At 42.0% G+C, this 24,972-nt stretch carries 17 protein-coding genes; 9 read left to right on the top strand and 8 right to left on the bottom strand.

Features of this window, described 5'->3' with window-relative positions:
* Positions 1 to 434 precede the first annotated feature (434 nt).
* Genes MKX97_RS03930 through MKX97_RS03920 form a run of 3 tightly spaced genes read left to right on the top strand, consistent with a single transcriptional unit; the run spans position 435 to position 2,743 of the window.
* A complete protein-coding gene (locus MKX97_RS03930; RefSeq protein ID WP_078817368.1) occupies positions 435 to 560 on the top strand; it encodes a cytochrome c oxidase subunit 2A in 126 nt (41 codons plus the stop codon).
* Positions 561 to 586: 26 nt separating this feature from the next.
* On the top strand, positions 587 to 1,087 hold the full coding sequence (locus tag MKX97_RS03925) for a cytochrome c oxidase subunit II (protein WP_009765891.1): 501 nt from the start codon (positions 587 to 589) through the stop codon (positions 1,085 to 1,087).
* 3 nt (positions 1,088 to 1,090) lie between these two features.
* Positions 1,091 to 2,743, top strand: a complete 1,653-nt coding sequence (locus tag MKX97_RS03920; RefSeq protein ID WP_340758369.1) for a b(o/a)3-type cytochrome-c oxidase subunit 1 — start codon at positions 1,091 to 1,093, stop codon at positions 2,741 to 2,743.
* 62 nt (positions 2,744 to 2,805) lie between these two features.
* Here MKX97_RS03920 and MKX97_RS03915 read toward each other — a convergent pair whose 3' ends face one another.
* On the bottom strand, positions 2,806 to 4,701 hold the full coding sequence (locus MKX97_RS03915; protein ID WP_340758368.1) for a sensor domain-containing phosphodiesterase: 1,896 nt from the start codon (positions 4,699 to 4,701) through the stop codon (positions 2,806 to 2,808).
* A gap of 267 nt (positions 4,702 to 4,968) precedes the next feature.
* Between MKX97_RS03915 and MKX97_RS03910 the strand changes: the two genes are divergently transcribed.
* Positions 4,969 to 5,667: a C40 family peptidase gene (locus MKX97_RS03910; protein WP_078817227.1), complete on the top strand. Its 699-nt coding sequence runs from the start codon at positions 4,969 to 4,971 to the stop codon at positions 5,665 to 5,667.
* A gap of 74 nt (positions 5,668 to 5,741) precedes the next feature.
* Here MKX97_RS03910 and MKX97_RS03905 read toward each other — a convergent pair whose 3' ends face one another.
* Positions 5,742 to 6,479 (bottom strand): glucose 1-dehydrogenase, encoded by a 738-nt coding sequence (locus MKX97_RS03905; RefSeq protein WP_078817226.1) that lies wholly within the window; start codon positions 6,477 to 6,479, stop codon positions 5,742 to 5,744.
* 237 nt (positions 6,480 to 6,716) lie between these two features.
* Between MKX97_RS03905 and MKX97_RS03900 the strand changes: the two genes are divergently transcribed.
* Positions 6,717 to 8,309 (top strand): SulP family inorganic anion transporter, encoded by a 1,593-nt coding sequence (locus MKX97_RS03900; protein WP_221836729.1) that lies wholly within the window; start codon positions 6,717 to 6,719, stop codon positions 8,307 to 8,309.
* Positions 8,310 to 8,814: 505 nt separating this feature from the next.
* On the opposite strand, the gene murJ is transcribed toward MKX97_RS03900, so the two are convergent.
* On the bottom strand, positions 8,815 to 10,098 hold the full coding sequence (gene murJ, locus MKX97_RS03895; RefSeq protein ID WP_078817224.1) for a murein biosynthesis integral membrane protein MurJ: 1,284 nt from the start codon (positions 10,096 to 10,098) through the stop codon (positions 8,815 to 8,817).
* Complete coding sequence (locus MKX97_RS03890) at positions 10,095 to 11,213, bottom strand: glycosyltransferase (RefSeq protein ID WP_009765899.1); 1,119 nt, start codon at positions 11,211 to 11,213, stop codon at positions 10,095 to 10,097. The genes murJ and MKX97_RS03890 overlap by 4 nt, the downstream gene beginning before the upstream one ends.
* A gap of 296 nt (positions 11,214 to 11,509) precedes the next feature.
* Here MKX97_RS03890 and MKX97_RS03885 point away from each other — a divergent pair, with 296 nt between their 5' ends.
* From MKX97_RS03885 to MKX97_RS03875, 3 genes are all read left to right on the top strand, one after another.
* Entirely contained in the window at positions 11,510 to 12,406 is an 897-nt protein-coding gene (locus MKX97_RS03885; protein ID WP_221836733.1) for a C40 family peptidase, read from the top strand.
* Between the two features lie 163 nt (positions 12,407 to 12,569).
* A complete protein-coding gene (locus MKX97_RS03880) occupies positions 12,570 to 14,228 on the top strand; it encodes an N-acetylmuramoyl-L-alanine amidase (RefSeq protein ID WP_342537011.1) in 1,659 nt (552 codons plus the stop codon).
* A gap of 867 nt (positions 14,229 to 15,095) precedes the next feature.
* Entirely contained in the window at positions 15,096 to 17,273 is a 2,178-nt protein-coding gene (locus MKX97_RS03875; RefSeq protein WP_078817223.1) for a 5'-nucleotidase C-terminal domain-containing protein, read from the top strand.
* A 46-nt stretch (positions 17,274 to 17,319) separates the two neighbouring features.
* Here MKX97_RS03875 and MKX97_RS03870 read toward each other — a convergent pair whose 3' ends face one another.
* Complete coding sequence (locus tag MKX97_RS03870) at positions 17,320 to 18,489, bottom strand: alanine--glyoxylate aminotransferase family protein (RefSeq protein WP_342537010.1); 1,170 nt, start codon at positions 18,487 to 18,489, stop codon at positions 17,320 to 17,322.
* A 228-nt stretch (positions 18,490 to 18,717) separates the two neighbouring features.
* Complete coding sequence (gene aceA, locus MKX97_RS03865) at positions 18,718 to 19,998, bottom strand: isocitrate lyase (protein WP_040758374.1); 1,281 nt, start codon at positions 19,996 to 19,998, stop codon at positions 18,718 to 18,720.
* A gap of 210 nt (positions 19,999 to 20,208) precedes the next feature.
* On the opposite strand from aceA, the gene MKX97_RS03860 reads away from it, so the two are divergent.
* Complete coding sequence (locus MKX97_RS03860) at positions 20,209 to 20,874, top strand: LytTR family DNA-binding domain-containing protein (protein ID WP_342537009.1); 666 nt, start codon at positions 20,209 to 20,211, stop codon at positions 20,872 to 20,874.
* A gap of 27 nt (positions 20,875 to 20,901) precedes the next feature.
* Here the strand turns inward: MKX97_RS03860 and MKX97_RS03855 are convergent, their stop codons facing one another.
* Positions 20,902 to 22,050, bottom strand: coding sequence for a polysaccharide pyruvyl transferase family protein (locus tag MKX97_RS03855; protein WP_078817220.1), 1,149 nt, complete (start codon positions 22,048 to 22,050; stop codon positions 20,902 to 20,904).
* Positions 22,051 to 22,180: 130 nt separating this feature from the next.
* Positions 22,181 to 24,529 carry an S-layer homology domain-containing protein gene (locus tag MKX97_RS03850; protein ID WP_342537008.1) on the bottom strand — a complete coding sequence of 783 codons (2,349 nt, stop codon included), beginning with the start codon at positions 24,527 to 24,529 and terminating at the stop codon, positions 22,181 to 22,183.
* Positions 24,530 to 24,972: the final 443 nt, after the last annotated feature.

The raw sequence follows: 24,972 nt of genomic DNA, 5'->3' as shown, positions 1-24,972 counted from the left end.
ACACCGGCTTTCCTAAGTTTTACCTTATATATTGTAATTTCAAATGTTTCATTGGTCAAGATTTGAACCATTCACTTGGAGTAGACTTTTAAACCGTTGATTTACACTGCAGGCGCTTTGTACTTTTGATCGCATCCAGTTCCAAGCGCCAGTCTCTCGGTCACTTCGGTCTTTCCGAAAAGGTGCAAAGGCCACACCTTAGTCGGCAAGACCTCCAGTGCCTGTCGAGACTAGACGGCGCTTTGCACTTTTGATGCACAAAGATACGCAGTTGTGTATGTCAAAAGGATGTATAGTGGTTGAACATATTGTGAACAGTTCGTCTGCTTTTACACTCATAGGGAATTCCCTAATTCCTTATTCCCTCCCAAAGATTAAGATAAACGTAAGATTAATTTCCCGACGAGGAGGTGGCCGCATTGAGCAAGAGAAAAATGGCTTCTGCGAAACAAACGAAGGAAGATGTGAATTTAAAAGGCACGTTGATCATGGTAATGATCCTAGGTGTCATAATTCTTGTCTTCTGGTTCGGAATCTACGGTCTTTTCTTATCTAGATAACCAAAAGTGTTTGAGGAGGAAATACTATGCATCTGCATAAATACGAAAAAGTTTGGCTTGTATTTGGTTTAGGGTCATTGGCCTTATTCCTAATTATCATCGGCTTTGCAGCATTCTGGAAAGGAACGCACCCACAAAGCCATATTGAAACAATCGATCCGCAAAACGTGGAAGCGAATGAAGCATTCCAGCCTGAAAACTTGGGCCTGACTGAAGTAGCTGAAGGTAAGTATGTTGTTAATATGGTCGCTTCTGCTTTCAATTATGACTTCGGAAAAGAAGAGGATGGCAGCGCTACTAAGACGATTCGCGTGCCGAAAGGTTCCACAGTCCTTTTCCAAATTACAAGTAAAGACGTAGTTCATGGATTCCAAGTGGCCGGAACGAATGTCAATATGATGGTGGAACCAGGGCATATTAGCCGCTTTGAAGCTGTCATGAAAAACAATGGTGAATTCACGGTTGTCTGTAATGAATATTGCGGCATCGGACACCACTTAATGTTTGGCACTGTGGAGGTGTACTAACCAATGGAACTATTTAACTTCTCAAAAAAAGAATCAAGATTGTATATGTCCTTCATGTATGTCACGTTTGTCTCTCTTTTGGTCGGCGGCTTAATGGGACTATTGCAGACATTGGTTCGCTCAGGAAAATATACATTACCATTCAATATCGATTACTACACGATCTTGACAACACATGGCGTTGTTCTTGGTCTGGTTTTAACTACATTCTTCATCATCGGGTTCCAGTTTTCGCTTATGGGAAAAACGGTTGGAATATCCGATAAGCAAATCATGTGGGGATGGGTTTCGTTCTGGGTCATGCTGGTCGGTACCGTACTCGCAGCATGGATGATTCTAACTGGAGAGGCTTCTGTATTATATACATTCTATACACCTCTTCGTGCACATCCAATTTTCTATATTGGTTTAGCGCTCGTTATTATCGGTAGTTGGATTGCCGCTATTGTCAACTTCCGTCAATTGTATGTATGGAAGAAAGCCCATAAAGGTGAAAAGTCTCCATTACTCGCTTTCATGGTCACCATCAATATGGTCATGTGGGTTGTTGCTTCATTGGGAGTAGCTTATTCAGTTGTCGTACTGATCTTACCTTGGTCACTTGGCTATGTTGCAACCGTAAACGTACTCTTAACGCGTACATTATTCTGGTATTTCGGACATCCGCTCGTTTATTTCTGGCTTTTGCCTGCTTATATGGCCTGGTATGCAATTATCCCAAAAATTATCGGTGGAAAACTTTTCAGTGATTCATTAGCAAGACTATCATTCATTTTACTGTTGATGTTCTCGATACCTGTCGGGTTTCACCACCAACTGACAGAGCCAGGTATCGATCCTACTTGGAAATTCATTCAAGTTGTCTTAACTTTCATGGTTGTCATTCCGACTTTGATGACTGCATTCTCTATATTCGCTACATTTGAAACGACGGGAAGAAATAAAGGATATAAGTCTTTATTTGGCTGGTTCAGACACCTTCCTTGGAGAGATGTTCGTTTCTTGGCACCTTTCATTGGAATGGTAGCCTTTATTCCAGGAGGAGCAGGCGGGATCATAAACGCTTCTCACCAAGTGAACGCTCTCGTCCACAACACAATCTGGGTTACTGGTCACTTCCATTTGACGATTGCTACAACCGTGATCTTGACGTATTTCGGTATTGCATATTGGTTGATTCCACATTTGACGGGTCGTCGTTTGACTCCCAAATTGAATAAATTAGGTATTATTCAAACTATCATCTGGACAGTTGGTATGACAATTATGTCTACTTCCATGCACATTCAAGGCTTGCTCGGCGGACCACGTCGTTCAAACTTCTCTGAATACGCAGGAGGCGATCAAGTAGCCACTTGGATCAGCTATCAAATTTCACAAGCAGTTGGGGGAACCATTTTATTTGTCGGTATCGTATTGATGGTTTATATCTTCATCCAACTGGCATTTTTCGCACCTCGCGGGTACGAAGAATATCCAGTTGCCGAAGAGGATATGGATGCAGAAAAAACACCGAAGATTTTGGAGAACTGGTATTTATGGATCGGTATCACGATCGCGTTAATCTTATTCGCGTACACGATTCCGATGATTGACATCATCAAGCACTCTCCACCAGGGTCTATCCCATTCGATTGGCCAATCGGACGTTCTTAAACAACAAAAAAGCCTTGAGAATCCATATTCTTTGGATTTCAGGGCTTTTTTGTACTAAAACATTATTTTAGCGGTAAATACAAAGCGGTATGACCTGTCAAGTTCTCAAGCATTTCGGCCATAGCTTGTTCGTTAAGAGGTTTGGCAAAATAGAAACCTTGTAGTTCATCACATTCTTTGTCTTTCAGGATTTCCCATTGTTCTTTCGTCTCTACCCCTTCTGCTACTGTTCGGATATTCAATGTTTTACCTAATTGGATGATTGTTTTTACAATGGTCCTGCTTTTCTCGTCATGCACAATATTCATAATAAACGTTCGATCGATTTTTAGCTGTTTGATAGGGAATGATTGAAGATAGATAAATGCAGAGTAGCCTGTACCAAAATCGTCGATCGCGATAGAATATCCTTGGTCTGACAGTGTCTGAATTTGTTTCTGTACTATATCATGTCGTTCGAGTGCGACACTTTCTGTAATTTCTAATACTAATTTACTAGGAGATATTTGTGCTTCTTCCAAACATTCTTGTAGAAATGTTGGTAACTTATCTTGCAAAAAATGTCTCGGTGATAGATTGATTGAAATAGTGAGGTCATGTAGCCCCAATACCTTAAATATTTTCAGCTTTTCTGTCGCTTGACGGATGACCCATTCGCCAATTGATAGTATAAAACCTGTCGATTCTGCCAGCTCAATAAAATCTGCTGGATATATTAATCCGTATTCTGGATGGTGCCAACGGATTAACGCTTCAAAACCGATGATTTCCCCTGTTTCGCTTAGTACTTGCGGCTGATAAAAAAGACTGAACTCATTCATATCCAGACCTCTGCGCAAGTTCATCTCAGACATCATCGCTTGTTTCATATGATTGTGCATATCTACATTATAAATACCTACACTCTTTCTAGAAGAAAGGTGTTTACTAGTTTCCAAAGCAAAACGTGCAGCCTGCACTCCATCAATCGGAGAGCGAACGTCTTTCGGATAGTATGCGACTCCATAACTGAATGTCAGGTAAACTTCCTGTTTAGCGACAAGAATGGGTTCATTCAGTTTCTTCATCAGTCCCTCCATTTTCTTGGTAAATTCTATGCCATATTTACCGTAAGGAACGAAGAGGATAAAATGATCAAACGCAATTCTTGAGATGAAATGAGGCATATCCAAATAGTGCTGAAAACGCTTGGCGACAGTCTGAATAATTTCATCTGCCAACTCAGGACCCAATGCACTTTGAATATCAATGAACTGGTCAATATTCATATAGAGAAAAATCCCTTCCTGCTGTTCGTCAAACGGTGAAATACTGGAAGCCACTTGTGTCAGGAACGCATTATAATTCTTCATTCCTGTCAGTTCATCTACAAAAGCCAAGCGATGGATGTTTTCTTCAAAATCTATCCGGCTCAATCGATCGAATAGAAAGGACAGCATATCAGCAATGGAGGAAATAATCATCCGATCAAAGGTATTCCATTCCCGGCGTTCACGTGATTCGCAGCAGAGCACTCCGCCGATTCCTGAACCAAGAATTATGCACGCATCCAAAAGCGAATGATAGTTTCCCGAATAACCGAGGAATTTTCGTACAATTCCTTTGGTAGCCTCGTTTTGATTTATATCAACTACTGCTAATGTGCGGTGGCTTTGAATAGCTGTAAAGTAGGCTGCAAACTCTTCAGCTCTCAAATCTTCGTCAACAACATGTTCTTTTGTTTCATCGTTATAAGAGTTTTGCGAATGAAGTACTGTCCGATCCTCATTAAACAGCCATATACTCACGCGCTCACAATCCATGATCTGGGAAACTTCAAAACATATATTCTCCAGCGTCTCTTTAATTGTTTTCGGATTAACTGCACAGTATTTTGCTTTTTCAAATATCCGTTCTTGTTGCACGCGTATTGCATCAATCTTATGCAAGTTTTCGATTATTTTATCATCCCTTCGCAAGAAAGCACCGCCTTTCTTATGTGAAATCTGTGAAAAAAACAAAGTAATTTTAATGGTTCAATTATATCAGTCTATAGATAAATTAATAGTAACACATAGTTCTTTCCGCAATAAAGTATACTTGTCCAAAAAATTTTAGTTTAATATCGGACTTTCGATACATGTATTTTCAGAATATTCTTCTGTATACTAGGTTTATTGGTTGATTTTCGATAAGTTGCTAACTTAGTAGAAATAGCTAAACATATTCAAAAGGGGATAATCAGAATGAAAAAAACAGCTCTCGCAGCCATTGCCTCTCTCATGCTCGCAACAAGTATCTCGGTGGGAAGTGCAGACGCCTCGACAAAAACGCATGTTGTAAAACCAGGTGATTCGCTTTGGAAAGTGGCCAACCAATATAAATTGACAGTAAATGAATTAAAGAGCTTAAATGCGCTTTCTTCCGATACTATTAAAGTGAATCAAAAGTTGATCGTTGAAAATAAATCAAAGAATGCTAAGACCGTTTCTTCCACCAACTCATTACATGATGCCAAGAAGCCAATAGTGGACAAGCCGACTGTTACACCAAAACCATCGGCTGGCTCCAGCGCACTAATGAATAAAGTGGTCGACGTTGCTATGCCTCTGCAAGGCGTTCCCTATGTCTGGGCAGGCGCCACTCCATCTGGATTTGATTGCAGTGGATTCATCTATTACGTGTTTAACCAAGCAGGCGTAAAAGTACCAAGGCTCGATACAATCGGAATGTACGATCGTTCTGTTTTTATTAAAACCCCTGTCGTAGGTGACCTATTATTTTTTGAAAATACATATCGTGCAGGCATTTCCCATATCGGAATTTACCTTGGCGACAGTAAGTTCATCCATGCAGGCACAAACGGGATAGAAATCGCTTCTGTTGAATCTCCATATTGGAGCCAGCGTTTCCTAGGCTATAAACGTTTCAAGGACATTAAATAACAGCAAAAGGGCTGCTCTGTACATCATGACCATGACGTACAGAGCAGCCCTTTTTCAATTACTTCTTGCGTTGATTATCTCGCTGAGTATCCACCATCAATTACAAGTTCAGCACCTGTAATATACGAGGCTTCATCTGATGCGAGGAACACTACAGCATTCCCAACATCTTCAGGCTTCCCTAGGCGTTCAAGTGGAGTCATCTTAATAAGCATCCCGAGTAGTTCTTTAGATTCTTCTAATGCTTGAGTCATCGGTGTTTCGATAACACCCGGGAATACTGTGTTGACTCGGATACCGTCTTTACCGTATTCGGCTGCAGCTGCTTTAGAGATCGCGCGTACTGCCCCTTTAGATGCGGAATATGGGTTCAAGCCCATTCCGATTAAAGCCGTATAAGATGAAATATTAACGATAGCACCTTTTTTTGCTTCGGACATATAGCCAGCTGCGTGTTTCATGCCAAGAAATGTACCGAAGCTGTTAATATCGGATAGTTTGCGCCAGTCTTCAATTGTAATTTGGTCCACTGCTTTTTCAGTAGAAATTCCAGCATTATTAATTAAGATATCCAGTTTGCCGAAGTGATCGACCGCTTTTTTCATAGCGTCTTTCCATTCGTTGTCTTCTGTCACGTTAAGTTTGACAATGAGGATTTGATCTTGTCCGCCCCATTTTTCTTCTAGTGCAGCTTCATTGATATCGGCCGCTATAACTTTCGCTCCTTCTGCCACAAATTGCTTCACCATCATCTCACCCATACCAGAGGCGCCACCAGTAATAAACGCTACTTTGTCTTGTAATCTGCCCATATTTCACCACTCCTTTTATTATATATATTTTAACACTAAAGTATCTTTAATTCAATTTCCCGACATGATTACATTGAACGTTTTCCTCGTACATTGGCTATTTGTATAAATAAACTGGAAAGTTCAAAATTACCACTCATTCCAGCCTTATCTTTATGCACACCTTGTATAGACTCCCAGTGTACGATATAATAAGAATTGTTAGATATATACTACAAGTGGAGGAAGTGAACAAAGATGTTCAGAGACCGACGCTTTCTAAATTATAATGCAGCAGGCTTTCGGCAGGATTTGATTGCAGGGATTACTGTTGGTATTGTAGCCATTCCACTTGGGATGGCTTTTGCAATTGCTTCCGGTGTGAAGCCTGAGTATGGGTTATATACAACGATAATTGCCGGTCTGATCGTCGCATTGTTAGGTGGCTCGCGTTTCCAAATTGCAGGACCAACAGGAGCTTTTATTCCTATTTTGCTGGCGATCGTGCTGCAATATGGTTATGAGGATTTATTGATTGCCGGATTTTTAGCGGGTGTCTTCTTGGTCGTTATGGGATTTCTTGGTGTCAGTAATTTAATTCATTTCGTCCCGCGTTCGGTCACGATTGGCTTTACAGCCGGTATTGCAGTCATTATTTTTACTGGACAGTTCCAAAATTTCTTCGGGCTGACAGGTATTGAGAAGAAAGAGTTTTTCCATGAAAGTATGATGGAGATTATTCGTCAATTTTATACGGTGAACACATACAGTATTTTGACTGCAGCGATTGGGTTACTCGTCATCTTTATTTTACCAAAAATCGCTCCAAGAGTTCCAGTATTGCTCGTCGCTTTATTAATCCCAACGATTTGTACGATTTTATTTTTCCCTGGTAGAGTCGAGACGATCGGAACTGCATTTGGCGGTATCCCGCAGCATCTACCTAGTTTCCATTTTCCCGAAATCAGCCTCTCGAAACTTGTTGCTCTTTGGCAACCTGCTTTGATCATCGCGGCACTTGGCGCGATTGAGTCGCTTCTTTCAGCTGTCGTCGCGGATGGCATGAAAAGTGATGTAGCGAAACACGATTCCAAAAGGGAATTATTCGGGCAAGGCATCGCCAATATGATTACACCGCTTTTCGGCGGGATTCCTGCAACAGGAGCGATTGCCCGCACCGCCACGAATATTCGTTCAGGTGCGGTCAGTCCGATGTCCGGTGTGATACAAAGTATATTTGTTCTGGCATTTCTGCTAGTGTTCGCACCTTATGCTTCCTACATTCCGCTAGCCGCTATGGCACCGATCTTAATGTATGTCGCCTGGAATATGAGTGCTAGAAAAGCGTTTGTACAAATCATTTCACTGCGGTCAGGCGATTCACTTGTCCTGTTAACTACTTTTCTCTTAACGATCTTCATAAATTTAACCATTGCAGTGGAAGTCGGCATCCTGTTGGCTGCTCTTTCTTTCTTGCGGAAAATGAGCGGTTCTCTAGATATTAAAGAAAGTAAATTGACAGATGTCGAGAAATTCAAGTTGGCAACAGATTCCGGGAAGGAACTGATCAAATACAAACTCTCAGGCCCATTATTTTTCGGCACTGCCAAAAACTTCGAAGACCGTTATCCAAAGTTTTTGAAAACCAAACAATCTACTATCATCTTAGACATGGAAAATCTGACCGCAATCGATGCAACAGGAGAAGCTGCACTATCCGCACTTCTCGATGAAGCACGACGCCAAAATAAACGGCTCATCTTCAAGAAAGTGCCGCCGAATAAAGTAAACTTATTTAAACGCAGTGGTCTGTTTGAGAAAATCGGCAAAGATAATTTCTTCATGCTATGAAAAAATGAAGTGATAAAGTATGACTTAACGCCAGAGAGAAAACATCTAGAAGGATTATGGGCTTGCGGTCCGGGGATTTAGCGAAGCGTTGGGAGCACATCTTTGCAATTTCGCCCGTCTTCCGCTCCAATCCCTATAAAGTGAACTGTAGACATAGCAAGCTCATTGTATATAGTGTGAATTATCGCTTCCCAAGACAGAAAAGTATACGTATATCCACTTTGACATTACTTCTTGTATTTAAAATTTCTTCGAATGGATGGTGCGTTCACTAAAGTTGGGAAAATACACTAGTTGATCGTAGTAGAAGGCGGCGACTCCAGCGGGATTAGCTCGACAGGTGAGACCCCGCAGGAGCGTAGCGACGAGGAGGCTCACCGCGAACCCCGCGGGAAGCGTCCGCCTGGAACGTAGATCAACGGTGCCATCACCCACTTGCGTTTTCTGCTGTCCACAAGCTAAGAGCTTCCTATCCTTTTTGGGACAGGAAGCTCTTTTATTCGTCTTATAATTTCCACTTAAATCGTGCATAGCCTGCGAGTAGCAAAAAGTTCACTGCTGCACTGATCACGGTTCCATAAGCAATGGCTTGGGCTCCGATTTGATCAACAAATGCATAAATGATTCCGATATTAATTCCAAACACACTGATCAAGCTAAATAGGATTGGCGTGATGGAATTCCCTTTTGCATAATAAAAACGCGTTACATACGTATTCGCTGCCAAGAAAAACATGGACAAAGAGAATACTTTAAATACTGGAACAGTCAGCATAATGGATTCTTCTCCAAAATTTCCATATCCGAAAACCAGTCGGATCAATGGTTCCGCGAGAAAGTAGCAAAAAATCGTTGCAGGCACTAAAAGAGCCACCATATATAGCATACCCTTTTTATAGAGCATTTTGACCGTCTTCGTATCCCCTTCGCCTTCTTTTTTCGCAAGCATCGGATAAATGACCGTCGTTACCGCTGTCATCAAAATCGCCTGTGGAAAGCCTGTCAGTTTCGATGCGTAGTTAATGGATGAAATTGCACCTGTCCCCAATCCATCCGCAGCAATTCGGTGGATAATATAATAAAATTGCAAAGAGGCCCCGCCGAATAAAATAGGCAGTGCCAGCCACCAAAGTTTTTTTATATCCGTTGTCATCCCAAAAGAAGGCTTCAATGAAGACAAGTCCGCGCGCTTGATTCCCCAGTACAAAAATATACCCATTAACAGCGCACTAACCATCGCACCTACTCCGTACGACTCAGGTCCAAGCCACTTAGTCAATAGAACACCTACAGCGACAAATGATGCATTGTATAAAAGAATGGCTAAACTGGATAACTGAAATCGATCATTGATGTTCAATAAGCCGCTCATCCATGTCGACATGACCAAGACAATAGAAGAAGGCATCATCCAAAGAAATAGATTTCTCGTTAATGTAAAATCTTCTTCACTTAAATCTTTAAAGAAAAAATGTAAAATCGGGTTGGTCAATAAAACAAGAAGCAGCGTAATGAGAGTTGCGGACACGACAACTGTCGTAAAAGCCTTACGTACGAACAGCTCTTTGTCCATCTTAGACGAATGATAAACAGAGATAAAAGCTGTTGTCAGCGCACCGCCCAGCACTAAATAGATAAAGTTTGGAATTGTATAGGCTGTAGCAATCGCATCTGCAACCGTAGATGTACCATATTGGATACCGATCACTACTTCTCGTCCAAACCCAAACAGCCTCGCTACAATATTTATGATCGCGACAGCTCCGATGATCTTGAATAATTTACTCATTTAAAAGATCCCTTTCCATTCTGCTCGTAGATATCGTTCAGTCTCTTGACGATTACCTCATAAGAATGTTGCTGGACGACTTTTTGTATGACTTCCTGTTGAGCCCTTGTTATGTCATCCACAAGCGCTTTCTCCAAGCCATTTGCCAAGGAATCCGCATCGTGCGGTTCTACTAAGATCCCTGCATTATCTTGCAATAGATAAGGCAAACCGCCGACATTTGTCGCAACGACTTTCGCTCCTGATGCAAGCGCCTCTAATGCCACCAAACCAAAACCTTCGTGATAAGACGGCAACACTAACACATCTGCCGCTGCCATCCATTTCGCAAGTTCCGTTTGACTAACAGGTTCCCTGAACTCAATGTCCAAAGAGCCTGGATGGAGGCCTTCTTCATTTTCAATTTTTTCTTTTACCGTATCGACAAAACGTTGATCTTTTTGCGATCCTATTATATAGAGAAGAAGATCGTCATGATTTTTCTTCAATTGATAATGGGCATCCAGCAGTTCTATGACACCTTTCGCTTCGATTACGTTTCCTACGTAAATCATTACTCGCTCATTCAACGGTACATTTAATAGAAGGCGAACTTCTTCTTGCCCCATCGGTTTAAAGATATTTGTGTCGACTCCCATGCTCATCACTTCGACTTTTTGCGGAGATATTTCATAATCTTGAAGCACATCATTTCGAAGCTTTTCACCTACAACAATCACTTTGGCTGCTTCCTCCAAGATTTTTTTCGTATACTTGGCAATTCGATCGCTCTTTTTCGCCATTTTATCCAAATCTCCACCATGAACTGTCACTATGTATGGAATATTGAATAACTTCTTTCCTATAAATGAAAGAATACCTGTAGGAAATGCATAATGAGCATGTGTAATCCCAATCTTTTTTTTATGTCTAATTAAATAAGTAAGGGATTGGGTACCCCATGAAATGTATTTCGCTATTTTTTCAATTGGTCCTTTTCCTGGTTCATTGATTGCAATAACTTTGACATCCAACCCGCTGTTTTTCAGTAATTCCACTTGATTTTTCACAAAAATCCCGTATGTAGGATGTTCAGTAGAAGGATACATATTGCTAAATATTACTACTTTAGTCACTAATTACTCATCCTTTTTAGCTTTCCGGTTTAACGGACGCTAGCTCTTTTATTCGTTGAATGATTATACCATAATACTGATAGTTATAAAGTCATGTTAATTATAAACTGATTATTCGTTATTTTCCACCGAAACTTCAAATAATTTTAGGTCTTTCTATTAACATTTCAACTAATCTATCACCTGTAATCCTCTTGTAATGAAAATGTAACAAAAAACGTGTTTATACGTGCTAATATATTCCTAGATTACAAAGCACAACAGTTGATTGTGCGAAAGGGGAATTTGAGAACAGCATGAAACGTCTATTGTCTCTGGCTCTGGCAAGTTTATTATTCTTTTCACTTGTACCAGAATTTGCTTCCGCAAACTCACCAACGTCGCTAATTAGCTCTGCGCGAAATTATTTAGGAACACCTTACTCTTATGGCGGAACGACTCCATCGGGCTTTGACTGCTCAGGGTATACGAAATATGTTTTCAACAAAGAAGGCCATTCATTGCCACGGACAACAGGACAGCAATTTGCAGCAGGCACTGCCGTTGCAAAGAGTAATTTAGAAGTTGGAGATCTGGTTTTCTTCAATACTTCAGGACGCGGTGTTTCTCACGTAGGAGTATACACAGGATCCAATAACTTCATTCATGCTTCCACAAGTAAAGGTGTAATGGTATCTTCACTCAACGATCCTTACTATTGGGGCAGCCGTTATATCGGTGCGCGCCGTGTAGCAAGCTTCGATGAAGAGAAAAAGGTCGCTGCTGCAGCACCTGTTAAAGAAGTTGTATACGCAAGCCGTGCAGAAGTAGCAAAGGTTCTTGCAGATACTCTTAATCTCGATCAAACAACTGTAAATATTACATTTAAAGATGTCAATGAATCTAATCCTTACTATGCTGCAATCTCAGCTGTTGCCGAAGCGAATATCTTTTCCGGCGACCAAGGCAATTTCAAACCAGAAAATGAATTAACTCGTGCACAACTAGCAAAAGTATTAGTACAAGCTTTCGATTTAAAAGGTTCAGCTCAAGCGAATTTCACGGACGTTCCTGCAGGCCACTGGGCAACTGAATATATCAATATTCTCTACCACCACAATATTACAACTGGTTACGGAGACGGTACATTCGGTTTAGATGATAAAGTAACTTCCGAACAATTGAAAAAATTTATTGACCGTGCAAAAAATTAAGTCAGCCACCGAATGTTCTAAAAGGACATTCGGTTTTGTATAATTATGACGAAATTTCTCGCGCTAAGTTACTATTTCTCGAACACTGTCAAAAACATCTAGTAATCGTTTTTCAACGCTGTTACACTTATCTTAGTAAACTATCATATTTTAGGAGGATTCCATGAATCAGTTCAAATGGGCAACAGCCGGACTGTTGCTGCTCACCATCTTAGTTCTCTCACCTCTTCAGTCATTAGCAAGTTTCAAGTTTTCCGATGTACCAGTCGAACGTGAATATTATAAGGAAGTCCATTACATAGCCGAAAAAGGAATTGTCAATAAATCAGTTAAGTTTAATCCAAAAGACAATCTAAAGCGTGCACACGTTGCAAAAATGCTTGTCATTGCAAAAGGTTTTGAAAACACGCCGCTCAAAGAAATGACGATTGACGGCTTGGAACCAAATAGCGAACAATACAAATATGCCAATATCGCGATACAAAAAGGATTTTTCAATATTTCCGATGGCAGCCGTTTTAATCCAAACGAAGAAATTAAACGAGACGAAATGGCTTATGCACTATCCGTCGCTTTTAATCTATCAGAAAAAGTGACAAGTCAAAAACCATTAGTTTTAACAGATGTAGTCAATCATAAATATGCAGAGCGCATTAACGGTTTATATTATGCAGGGATCACACAAGGCGACAACAAAAAATTCTTGCCGAATAACAAATTAACTCGTTCTCAATTTGCATTATTTATTGCCCGCGCACTTGATAAGCAATTTGCGCTAAAAGTTAAAGCTCCCGACCAACAATCCAGTGTCGATTATGTAAAGGTCGATACAGGAAATGATAATGATCCATTAAACGTACGTTCAGCTCCTTCCGTTACTTCTACAATCATCGATGCATTGCCTAATGGTACAGTAGTCGAAGTAGTTGGCTCTACAGGCGTTTGGTTGAAGGTAAATGTTGCAGGCGTTTATGGCTATATCCATGAAAACTATACATCTAGTAATCTGGAAGAAAGCAAACCAAGCCAGCCAACACCTCCAAAACCAACTCCCTCCCCTTCTGCAAAGTTGATGGGGAAAGTAACAGTGAATAGTTTGAATGTCCGTTCTGCAGGTAATTCTAGTGCACCTACGATTGATAAGTTGAAAACAGGTCAAAAAGTAGAAATCGTTTCAGTCACTGGTTATTGGGCAAAAATTAAATACGGCAGCAAAACAGGCTACGTACACAAGTCGTATTTGAAATTACTGAACCAAACCGGTAATCCATTACGTGATCGCATCATCGTAGTTGATGCAGGCCACGGCGGACATGATCCAGGCACAGGTAAAAGTGGACAAACAGAAAAATCGATCACTTTGAAAGTTTCAAAGAAGTTGGAAGCTAAGCTGAAAAATGCTGGTGCTAAAGTGTTGATGACACGTTCAACAGACAAGTATTATGCATTGGAAGAGCGTACGAATTTCGCTAAGAAGAATTTTGCAGAAGCATTCGTTTCAATTCATGTGAATTCAGCAACCGCTTCTGCTAAAGGCACAGAGACGTATTATGACTCTTCAGCTAACCCAAATGCTACGGAAAGCCGCGACTTGGCAACTTTCATCCAGCGTAATATCGTGCAGAAGGCGAATATGGTTGACCGCGGCGTGAAGAATAACCGTTTCTATGTAATCCGTAATAATAATGTAGCTGCGGTGCTTGTAGAGTTAGGTTTCTTGTCAAATGCAGACGATTTCAAGAAGCTGACAAGCGACAAGTATGCTGATATTTACGCAGACGCAATCTACCAAGGTCTTCACCAGTACTACAGCAAGCAATAATCTTCAGCGTTTCAAACCTCCCAGACGATTGTCTGGGAGGTTTTTTGTGTTCAAGTATTAAGGGCCAGGGCCGTTACTCGACTTATTTTGGTTCTAAATAGAAAGAGGCTTGTGCTCTGTCACCGCTACGCCGTTGGGGGATTGCCTCCCGCCATGAGCCAACTAGCAAAGAACGCTAGCTGTCTCATGGCTACGGCCGACCCCGCAGTTGCGGCTTCGCTGGCATGTTTAAAATAATGGGTGTGGTGTTTAGAAATAAGTAAGCCTAAGTTGTCCAGCTAATTAGTCAAAAGCCAAGGTGCAGAAAAACATGCCAAGTGCTTCCCCCTCACTAAACGAAGGCGCCTTACAAGCGGTAGGCGGAGTGATGAGACAGACAGGTGCCCTTCCTGACTGGCTCATCATGGGAGCCATCCGCTAGCGCCGAAGTGTGTCCAATGACGTTGCTTTGCACTTGAACAAATGCTCCTGTTATGCCCGGAAATTGTTTAGCAGAAAAAACACAATACCTGCTTGTACCTGCTAAACAAAGGCGCCTTACAAGCGGTAGGCGGAGCAATGAGACAGACAGGCGCTCTTCCTGACTGGCTCATTGCGGGAGCCAGCCGCAAGCGCCGAAGTGAGTTCAATGACGGTATTACTTTTATTATCTCGATGCCCAAGCTAGTATCTGTTTAGTAGTCAAATCTAGCTTTTGCGACGAAAGATTCCCTTGCACATCGAGTCCCAAACGTAGGCGCCCTACAAGCGCTAAAATAGCGAAAAGACAACCTTTAATTCACATTGCTCTCTATGGATCTAAATGGTAAACTATCAATAGCATTTCAATTTTTAATAATTTCAAAAAACGAGAGGTGGTAATGTGTAATGGCGAAAAACTTTATTAAATGGAGTACAGCTTCCGCACTTCTTCTATCCGCAGCATCCATCACACCTACGATTGCTTCAGCAGAACAAACACCTGAAAACAACTTTTCATTGACCGTCCTACACTCGAACGACACCCACGCCCACGTGGCAAACGCACCAGAACGTGCAGCCCTTGTAAAAAAACTGAAAGAACAAAATCCTGCCAATCTATTGTTGGACGCGGGTGACATCTTTTCAGGAACATTGTACTTCAATGAATTCGAAGGCGAAGTCGACATGAAAATCATGAACTATTTAGGATATGATGCCATGACGTTCGGGAACCATGAATTCGACCTCGGACGTTCTGAAAATGGACATGCCTCCCTTGCCAAAATGGTGAAAGCAGCAAACTTCCCGGTTGTCTCCGCAAACATTGATTTTTCTAAGGATGCCCTCTTTGACGGACTGCAGACAAAAGCGATCACCGATGATCCAAAAGACGGCAAAATCTATAACGGTATTATTAAAGAAGTGAATGGAGAGAAGGTCGGTATTTTTGGTTTGACGACTGAAGAAACCGTCTCAATTTCCAGCCCAGACAAGGTCACATTCACAAACTATATTACAGAAGCAAAGGAAGCAGTCTCTGCTTTTGAGGAAGCTGGCATTAATAAGATCATCGCGATTACTCATATCGGTTTCGATGACAATAAAGCAATTGACAATGATCAGGAATTAGCGAAAGCTGTCCCTGAAATCGATATTATTGTAGGAGGGCATACCCACTCTAATCTTCCTGAACCTCATGTTGTAAATGCCGATACGGATCCGGTCGTCATTGTACAAGCTAATGAATACAATAAATTTCTCGGACAGCTTGATGTGGAATTCGACCGAGATGGTGTCATCACAAACTTCAATGGCCAGCTACATGAGATCGGTGGTGAAGGTGCAGAAATAGATGAAGGTGCAGCTGAGATCCTGGCACCTTATACAAAACAAGTGGAACAGCGTATGGCAAGCCCTGTCGGTGCCACCACCAAAGTATTTTTAAACGGCTTACGGGATTTAGGCGGTGTTCGTGCTGGAGAAACGAATCTCGGAAACTTAATTACAGATGGTATGTTGCAGAAGGCAAAAGAAATTGACTCCGATGTTTCCATTGCATTCCAAAACGGCGGTGGAATTCGAGCATCCATCGATAAAGGTGAAGTGACATACGGCGAAGTATTAACTGTACTGCCATTCGGAAATCCTTTAGCGATCGTTCAGTTAAGCGGCGCCGAATTGAAATCGACCTTTGAACATTCCGTAAAAGAATATCCTAAAGAGTCGGGCGGTTTCCTTCACGTGGCCGGTATGAAGTTCCTTTTCGACCCTTCTAAACCAGTAGGAAGCCGAATTGTTTCATTGGAAGTGGATGGCAAAGAAGTGGTCGACAGCCACATGTATAAAGCAGCTACGAACGTTTTCACAGCACGTGGCGGAGATGGTTTCGAGGCGTTGGGCAAAGCGTATGAAGCTGGCCGCGTCAGCGAACCCGGCTTCTCGGATTGGGAGAACTTTGCCGATCACTTAAAATCTCTGAAAACAGTAGATAAAGGAATTGAAGGCCGTATTATGGCTAAAGTTCCATTTACTGATGTGAAGTCTGGAAATTGGGCTTACCCGTATATTTCAGATCTATATTACCGTGATTTGTTGAATACTGAAAACAGTGCATTCAAACCTGGCAATCAACTGACTAGAGCACAAGCTACTTCATTTATCGTCAGAGCGCTAAAGTTGCCCACCGATTCTACAGCAACTGTTCCTTTCAAAGATTTGAAGGACTATGCCGCCGATACGCAAAATGAAATTGCAGCAGCATATGCGCATAAAATTGTTAAAGGCTATGGCGATCAATTTAAACCGGGCGAACCTGTGTCACGCGCTCAATTCGCACAAATGCTTAAGCGTGCATATGAAAACTATACAGGTCAATTGTATATACCGTCTGTTTCCAATCCATTCAGCGATTTGGGTGACTATGGAAAAGAAGCAAAAGAAGCAATGGCTATGATGGCTGAGCTAGATATCGCAGACGGCGATAATGGTTACTACAAGCCGACTGCCTCTACAACTCGTCAACAAACAGCTAAACTGATTTCAAACTTTGTCTACAATACAAAACAAGTGAAAAAAGCTGAATAACAAAAAAGCCGATAAGAGAAATTACTACTCTTATCGGCTTTTCATATTAAGCAGCCAACTGTTTGATTTCATTAGAGAATACTTCCACTGCCTTGGCAATGTCCACTTGGTGACCCATTTCGTTTAATGTCTCACCGACTTGCATAACGGCTTTTTCGAGCATATCCGCTGTCGTATTACCCATATGTCCGATACGAAAAGCTTTACCGGCCAAGTGAGCTAATGAACCTGACAAGATCGTGCCTTTATCTGCCATAGCTGCACGGAACTGTGCATCGTCCACACCTTCAGGGTACTGAATACAGCTCAATGTCGGTGCCGCTACTTCTTCCGATGCTAATGCCCTCATACCGTACACAGCTAGACTTTGTCGAACCGCACGACCATAAGCTTGGTGGCGTTTGATACGCGCATCGATCCCTTCTTCCAAAACAATGCGCAAACCTTCTTCTAAAGCATAGATCAAATTCACGGCAGGCGTCGCGAAGTATTTTGAAGGATCATGCATGATCGGAATCCAATTATAAATATCACAGTAATACGCTTGTACTCTTTCCATCGCTGCGCGTGCATCCAAAGCCGCTTGGTTAAATGCGACAAGCGCAAGACCTGGAGGGACACCTATCGCTTTTTGTGAACCTGTTAATACAATATCCAATGTATTCCCCGGTCCTCCGTACTCTTTGCTCATATCTTCATCCATTGCAGTAGAAGCACAGACACCATCTACGATAACCAATGCGCCATGTTTCTTGATGACTGGCACGATGGCTTCCAGATTAGCCGCCACACCTGTAGAAGTGTCTGCATGGGTTACAGTGACTGCTTTATAGTTTCCTTCTGACAGCTTACGATCAATATCTTCAGGTAACACTTGTTGCCCCCACTCAGACTGCAAGACATCTACTTCGATCCCGAAAGCTTGGCCTAATTTAATAAAACGGTCACCAAAATAGCCTTGGCTGATGACAAGCAGCTTTTCTCCTTCTGCTATTGTGTTGACGATGGCCATTTCCATTGCGACTGTGCCAGAACCAGCCACTACGAACACTTCCCCATCGGTATTAAATATCTTTCTCGTTTGATCAATTGTATGCTTGTAGATTTTTACAAATCTTGGGTCTGTATGAGATCGTGTCTCGCCTGCAAGCGCTTCATAAATTGAATCTACCACCGGTGTCGGTCCGGGGATTAGCAACATTTCTTCATTTCTCATCCTATTACTCCTCCTTTATTGTATATGCATAACTTCTATAATAGACAAAATATCAGAATCTTTCAAATGAAACAAAGAAAGGGAACTGGACTCGCATCCAATTCCCTCCCCCTTTCACGTTATCTACTGGAAGATACCGTGACCCCGTTATTCTATTAATACCCCTTTTATTTAAGCGAACGGAACTTTCTCCCCAAAGTCACATTCGGTAAAACTATAAAACTTCTATTAGAACTGTGCTGTTTCAGTTGAACCTGACATTGCAGTCGTTGAAGATTGGCCTTCAGAGATTACTTGTGCGACTTCATCAAAGTAACCTGTTCCTACTTCACGTTGGTGACGTGTAGCAGTGTAACCTTTTACTTCGTTATCAAACTCAGCTTGCTGAAGCTCTGAATAAGCACCCATTCCGCGAGTCTTGTAACCGTGAGCCAATTCGAACATGCTGTGGTTCAACGTGTGGAAACCTGCAAGTGTAACGAACTGGAACTTGTATCCCATTTTACCAAGTTCAACTTGATATTTTTCAATTGTTGCATCATCCAAGTTCGCCTTCCAGTTAAATGAAGGTGAACAGTTGTATGCAAGCATTTTTTCCGGGAATTTCGCATGGATAGCATCCGCGAATTCTTGAGCTTCTTCAAGTGATGGGTGAGAAGTCTCACACCATACTAGATCAGCATATTCTGCATACGCAAGACCGCGTGCGATTGCTTGTTTGATACCTGGCTTAGATTTGTAGAATCCTTCAGGTGTACGCTCTCCTGTTAGGAATTCTGCATCTACTGGATCGATATCGCTAGTTACCATATCAGCAGCATCCGCATCTGTACGAGCGATGATTACTGTATCAACGCCTAGAACGTCAGCAGCAAGACGGGCAGCAGATAGGTTGCGAACCGCATTTTGAGTTGGTAGAAGAACTTTACCGCCTAAGTGTCCACATTTCTTTTCAGAAGCCAATTGGTCTTCCAAGTGAACGCCGGCAGCTCCAGCTTCGATCATGCCTTTCATTAATTCGAAAACGTTCAATGGACCGCCGAAGCCAGCTTCCATGTCCGCTACGATTGGTGCAAACCAATCAAATCCGTCTTCACGGCCTTCAGCATGGTCGATTTGGTCAGCACGTTGAAGTGCTTGGTTGATGCGTTTAACAACTGCAGGCACAGAGTTTGCTGGATATAAACTTTGGTCAGGATACATTTGTCCTGCAAGGTTTGCATCAGCAGCAACTTGCCATCCGCTTAGGTAGATTGCTTGTAGACCAGCTTTTACTTGTTGTACCGCTTGGTTACCTGTAAGTGCACCAAGTGCATTGATGAAATCTTCTTCATGAAGAGATTTCCAAAGGCGAGCAGCACCCTTTTCAGCTAGTGTATTTTGAATTAGAAGTGAACCTCGTAGTTTCACTACATCTTCGGCAGTGTAATTACGTTTGATTCCTTTCCAACGGCTATCCTCGGCCCAGCTTCTTTCCAATTGCGCAATTTGTTCTTGTCTAGTTGACATATTCTTCACACCTTCCCAATTTTTCAACGGCTAACTGTTACAAACTGTTTCATAACAGTTATATTCGTTATTGATTACTATATAACAGTCCATCTGAATTGTCAGTCCATTTCGACAAAAAGGCTTTTTTAGTGGATGAAAGAATGGTAGAATGGATGAAAAGGAAAGTTATTGAAATGAATTCATAAACAAAGGGGTTTATGTGAATCTATGGAAAATGTTGATATCCCAAAAAAAATATTGAATCAATATGCAACCATCTTAGAGGACTGGGTTCCAAAGGACGCTTCTATCGCCATTGCGGTATCGGACCGCTACATTTACTATGATCCTGGCATGCATGACATCCATTTAAAAGAAGGTCAACATATCCAAACAGGCAGTATTGCGGAGGCTACGATCAAAGGACGCCGTAAAGTGGAGGTCGTCATGGATAATACACTTTATGGAATGTCCTACTTTGGAATAGGCTATCCGATTGATGTCAAGGGCGAACCGGGAGCCTTGATCATTATATTGCCACCGAACTTTCATGTGCTTAAAAAAGATCAACTACAATTTCTGACGGGGAAACGGGATGATGAATGGTTTCCCATCCCTATCAATGAAGTAACTTATATTGAAAGTTTACATAAGAAGACTTGGTTCTATACGTCTGGTGAACAATATAATATTAGTTTCACATTAAAAGATTTACATCTTCGTCTCCCCAAGTTTTTCCTGCGTATCCATCGTTCGTATATTATCAACATGAGTTGTATCGAAAAAATCTCCAGGGATTTTTCTTCAAACTTAGTCATCACGCTCATTGATGGAACAGAACTCCCCGTAAGCCAAACTTACCTTAATGAAGTAAGATCATTGCTTGGATTTTAAAAAAAACGTATGAAACTGTAATCAGTTTCATACGTTTTTTTTGATGGCCTCTGTAAATTGTCGTGTGCCGCTCATAGCTTCTTCATATAACGTTGTGGAAAGTTTCTGTGTCTGCTCACATGTCTGCGTCCAATCCGCAGCTAATAATTCGTATGCAGTAGTCAAGTGGTTCTCAGATTGATGCATCTCTCCTATCGGAATCGAAACTTCCTCCAAATTAGCGAGCTTCATGAAATCGGTAACTTTGTGGTGATAGCAAACCGCGATAACTGGTGTCGCTGTACAGGTCGCTAAGATTAACGAGTGTAATCTGGTCCCGATTACCAGATCTTGGGACGCCGTGATTTCCAACAAGTCTTTCGGCAATAAATTGCGGTCGATAACAGTGGTGTGCGCTGATTCTTTCATTAATGCTTGAATGTCTTTCGTTACGTCTGCGTCCTGAGGGAACTTTGTAGCAAAAAACGTGATTTCAACAGGTCGAGCCGCCGCTAAAGCGTCTAGGTTTTTCGCCATTCCTTCTATATACTGCTGGTAGATTTCCTCTTTACTCTCCGGCCAATAGCCGCCATGATAATAAGGAACAGCTGTCACGCCGATTTTCACCGGGCTTTCTGAGTGTGTGTGACGTTCTTTTTTTAATGAAAAGGCCGGGTCCCCAATGACTTGGATCTCCTTCTTCACACCTACTGATTGCAAAAGCTCTGCCGATTCCGGATCTCGCACAGAAATACTATGTGCATGCTTGCTCATATATCGGATGAACCACTTTCCAAGATCACTGCTGAGCGGACCGGCTCCACAACCATAAATCACATATGGCACGCCTGAATTTTTCGCCATCATGGCATATGATCCATATAAAGGGGCTTCACGCTTGTACAAATCCATTAAGATACCGCCGCCGCCAATAATGAGCAAATCAAATGTTTTAACGATTTTCTTATTTTGCATATACGTGGCTGCAAATGTTTTGACTGCATTGCCTTTTTTATAATAAAGCGGTGCGCTCATCACTTGGTAGCGTTTTGCAGTTTGCTTCGGATTATTGCTGAATACGGTGATCACATCACTTGGAACTTGAAAGACCTCTGTAACTTGTGAAATGATGCTCAGTAAAATGGCTTCATCGCCGTTATTGTCATTACCATAGTTCCCCACAATTCCTATTTTCAATTTCCATACATCCTTTTCAGATCATTTGCTACAAGTATAGCAGAGTGGAGTTTTATATTGTATACAAACGGAAGAGAAGCCTTCAAATCAACAGTTGTTCAATTGATTTGAAAGCTTCTTTCATCCAAACTTACAAGTTCATACTTCTGTATAGGAATGCACTGAATTGCGCACGATTCACAGCGCGGCCAGGCATGAACTCACCCTTTTCATTACCCGTCGTGATACCGTGATTTGCTAAAATATGAATTTGTTTATACGCACCATGTTGAGGGGATACATCCTTGAACTTAGCAGATGATTCTCCCTCTAATTTATAGGCTTTCACAAGAATCATGGCCATTTGCGCCCGAGTCAGTTGTCCATTCGGATTAAATGTTCCGTCCGAATAGCCTCCTACGATATTTGCATTGGCGATAGCACTGATTTCTTTGTAATAGCGATGTGTTTTCGGCACATCACTAAAGCTTGTTTTTGCATTATCTACAGGCGCTAAATCGAATGCACGGCTCAAAATAACCGCAGCATGTTGTCTTGATAAGGTATGACTCGGATTAAACTTCCCATCGATATCTCCATTAATCACTTTCTGATCTCGCAAGTAGTAGATCTCCTCAGCATATGGATAGGACTTAGGCACATCCTTGAACAGATTTGTATCCGTACCATTGCCTCCCCCAGTTGGCGGTGTCGGCTTAGGAGTTGATGTTGATGTCGATTTTACTTCAATCGGCACCGCGATGGTTTTTGTACCCAGCGTCGCATTGACTTGTCCTTTTCCAGCTTTTGTAGCATTGAATGTACCATTTGAATTAACCGATCCGATTTGATCGCCTGTAACGCTCCAAGTCAATTGACTCGGTTGATAAATGATTGGTTTTCCTGATGCATCTGCAGGCGTAGCCGTAAAGTTGATTTTTTCACCTGGCTTAACACTTTTCGCTGAAGCTTTGACAGTTAGTTTTGCTGGTTCCGCAACGACTTTAACCGGGAAGGACTGTTCAGCAGAACCATAGTTTACATAGATTCGATCTTCCCCTGCTTTTATTGCTTTATATGTCAAACCGGTACCTTCGACTGTGCCTTTACCTGAAGTGACTTTTAGCTGTGACGCATTTGGCACGATCGGATTATAATGTGCATCCAATACATGATTCAGTTTCAATGTCGCCGTTGCTCCTACAAGCATTTCACCGATATTCGAACGAGACACACTGACAATTGCCGGTTCGCCGGTAGGTGCTGTGCTGACCGCTTCAACGATTGCTGAAATATTTCGCTGACTGGCATTTGTCGTCCGGTTCGCCAACACGACTTGATTGCTGCCGTATTTTCGGATACCCATTGTCGTGGAGCCCCCACCGTCAAAGTTCAACGCGCGGTCGTAACCTTTAGATACAAGATAATTTGCGAATTGTGTCAACGTCATCCCGTTACTATAACCAGAACGCGAATCAACTGTCACCAAATGAACCTGCTTCTTGTCTTTGCTGATTGCAATCGCAGTTCTTGCAGTTTTAGCAGTCGCACGCCAATTGGACGTGTCCATCGTAATATGACGCTTGCCGTCTTTCACAAGCATAGGACCACTCGCCATCATGAACTGTGAATCTTTCCATTTATCATCAATTGATAGATCCAATGAAACGTCATCGCCTACTGTTAACGACTTGAAACGTTCCAACCCTTTCTTACCGTGAACTGATAATACGAAACCGTTTGATGGAATGGAAACAGCTGCCTTCTCTCCATAGCCACGGACCTTCACCACTTTACCTTGTACTTTCTGTCCGTAATGAGTGGATGTAATTGGCGCATTGGTCTCTACGACAATCTCAATTCCAAATTCATTGGATCCAGTACTTTTCTTATAGTGTTGCGGAGTAAAGATAATCGTCTCGTCTGCCTGACGTTCTCTATTGATTCCTGTCATTTGATAGACATTTCCTTTGGTTCCGACTTGAATACCTAAATTAAAATTATCAATTTCCGCCAGCCCATCTTTTGTCACGCCGAAAGCGATCGGATGGCTCACATAATAGGAATTTGATTGGGAGATTACACCGCCGTTGACGATTTCATTCCCTTCAGATAATAAATACATGGGCATCCCTGTCTTCATATCAAAAAACGATGCATTGACAGCGCCTACTACCCGATTTCCTTCTTTGGAATCGCGATTCGCCAAAGTAAGTGTTGGCGCTGTTTTCGCTATAGGTGAAGGTACGCCCATTTTTAGTTTTGTATGTGGGTCTCCAAGATTGACTTCTAAATGATTTATGTAACTACTGCCTGAATACGTGTATTGAGAATAATTGACGCCCGAAGAGACTGGGTAACTAGTGACGGTTTTCGTGCTGGCTGATGCTCCAAACGGCAATGACACGAGCATGACTGCCGACATGGCGGTGATTGCTACTCTCCGCTTCGCATGGGTCAGCAAACTTTTTTGATTGATAACGCAACTCCATCCTTCCAATTCTATGTCATTCTATAGTTTACCAAATTTATAGCAAGATTACTATGTACCGTTTGGACGAAAAAGAACCGCGATGAGATTATCCATTCACGGTTTTAGAACATAGTTATAAAAATTGCAGTTGGAAGAAGCACCGCCGATCTGCGTTCCAGGCGGACGCTTTCCGCGGGGCTCGCGGTGAGCTAATCCCGCAGGAGTCGCCGCTTTTTACTACGATCAACTAGTGTATTTTTCTGAAGTTAGTGAGTTGAATGTCCACGCGCGGAAGCTGTATTCTCTTGAAAATACGTATACTTTTCCATCCCAGAATACGGAAATTCATACTACTTAAAGTGAGCTTACTATGTATCACGGTTCACCTTCTAGGGATTGGAGCGAAAGACGGGCGACTCCTGTGGGATATAGCGCGAATGATGAGACCCTGGACTGAGCGTAGTGAAGGA

The sequence above is a fragment of the Sporosarcina sp. FSL K6-3508 genome (genome assembly GCF_038615825.1).
In the GTDB taxonomy this organism is placed as follows: Bacteria; Bacillota; Bacilli; order Bacillales_A; family Planococcaceae; genus Sporosarcina; species Sporosarcina newyorkensis.
Note: the sequence above shows the minus strand (reverse complement) of the source record. Positions and strands in the feature narration are given on the sequence as shown.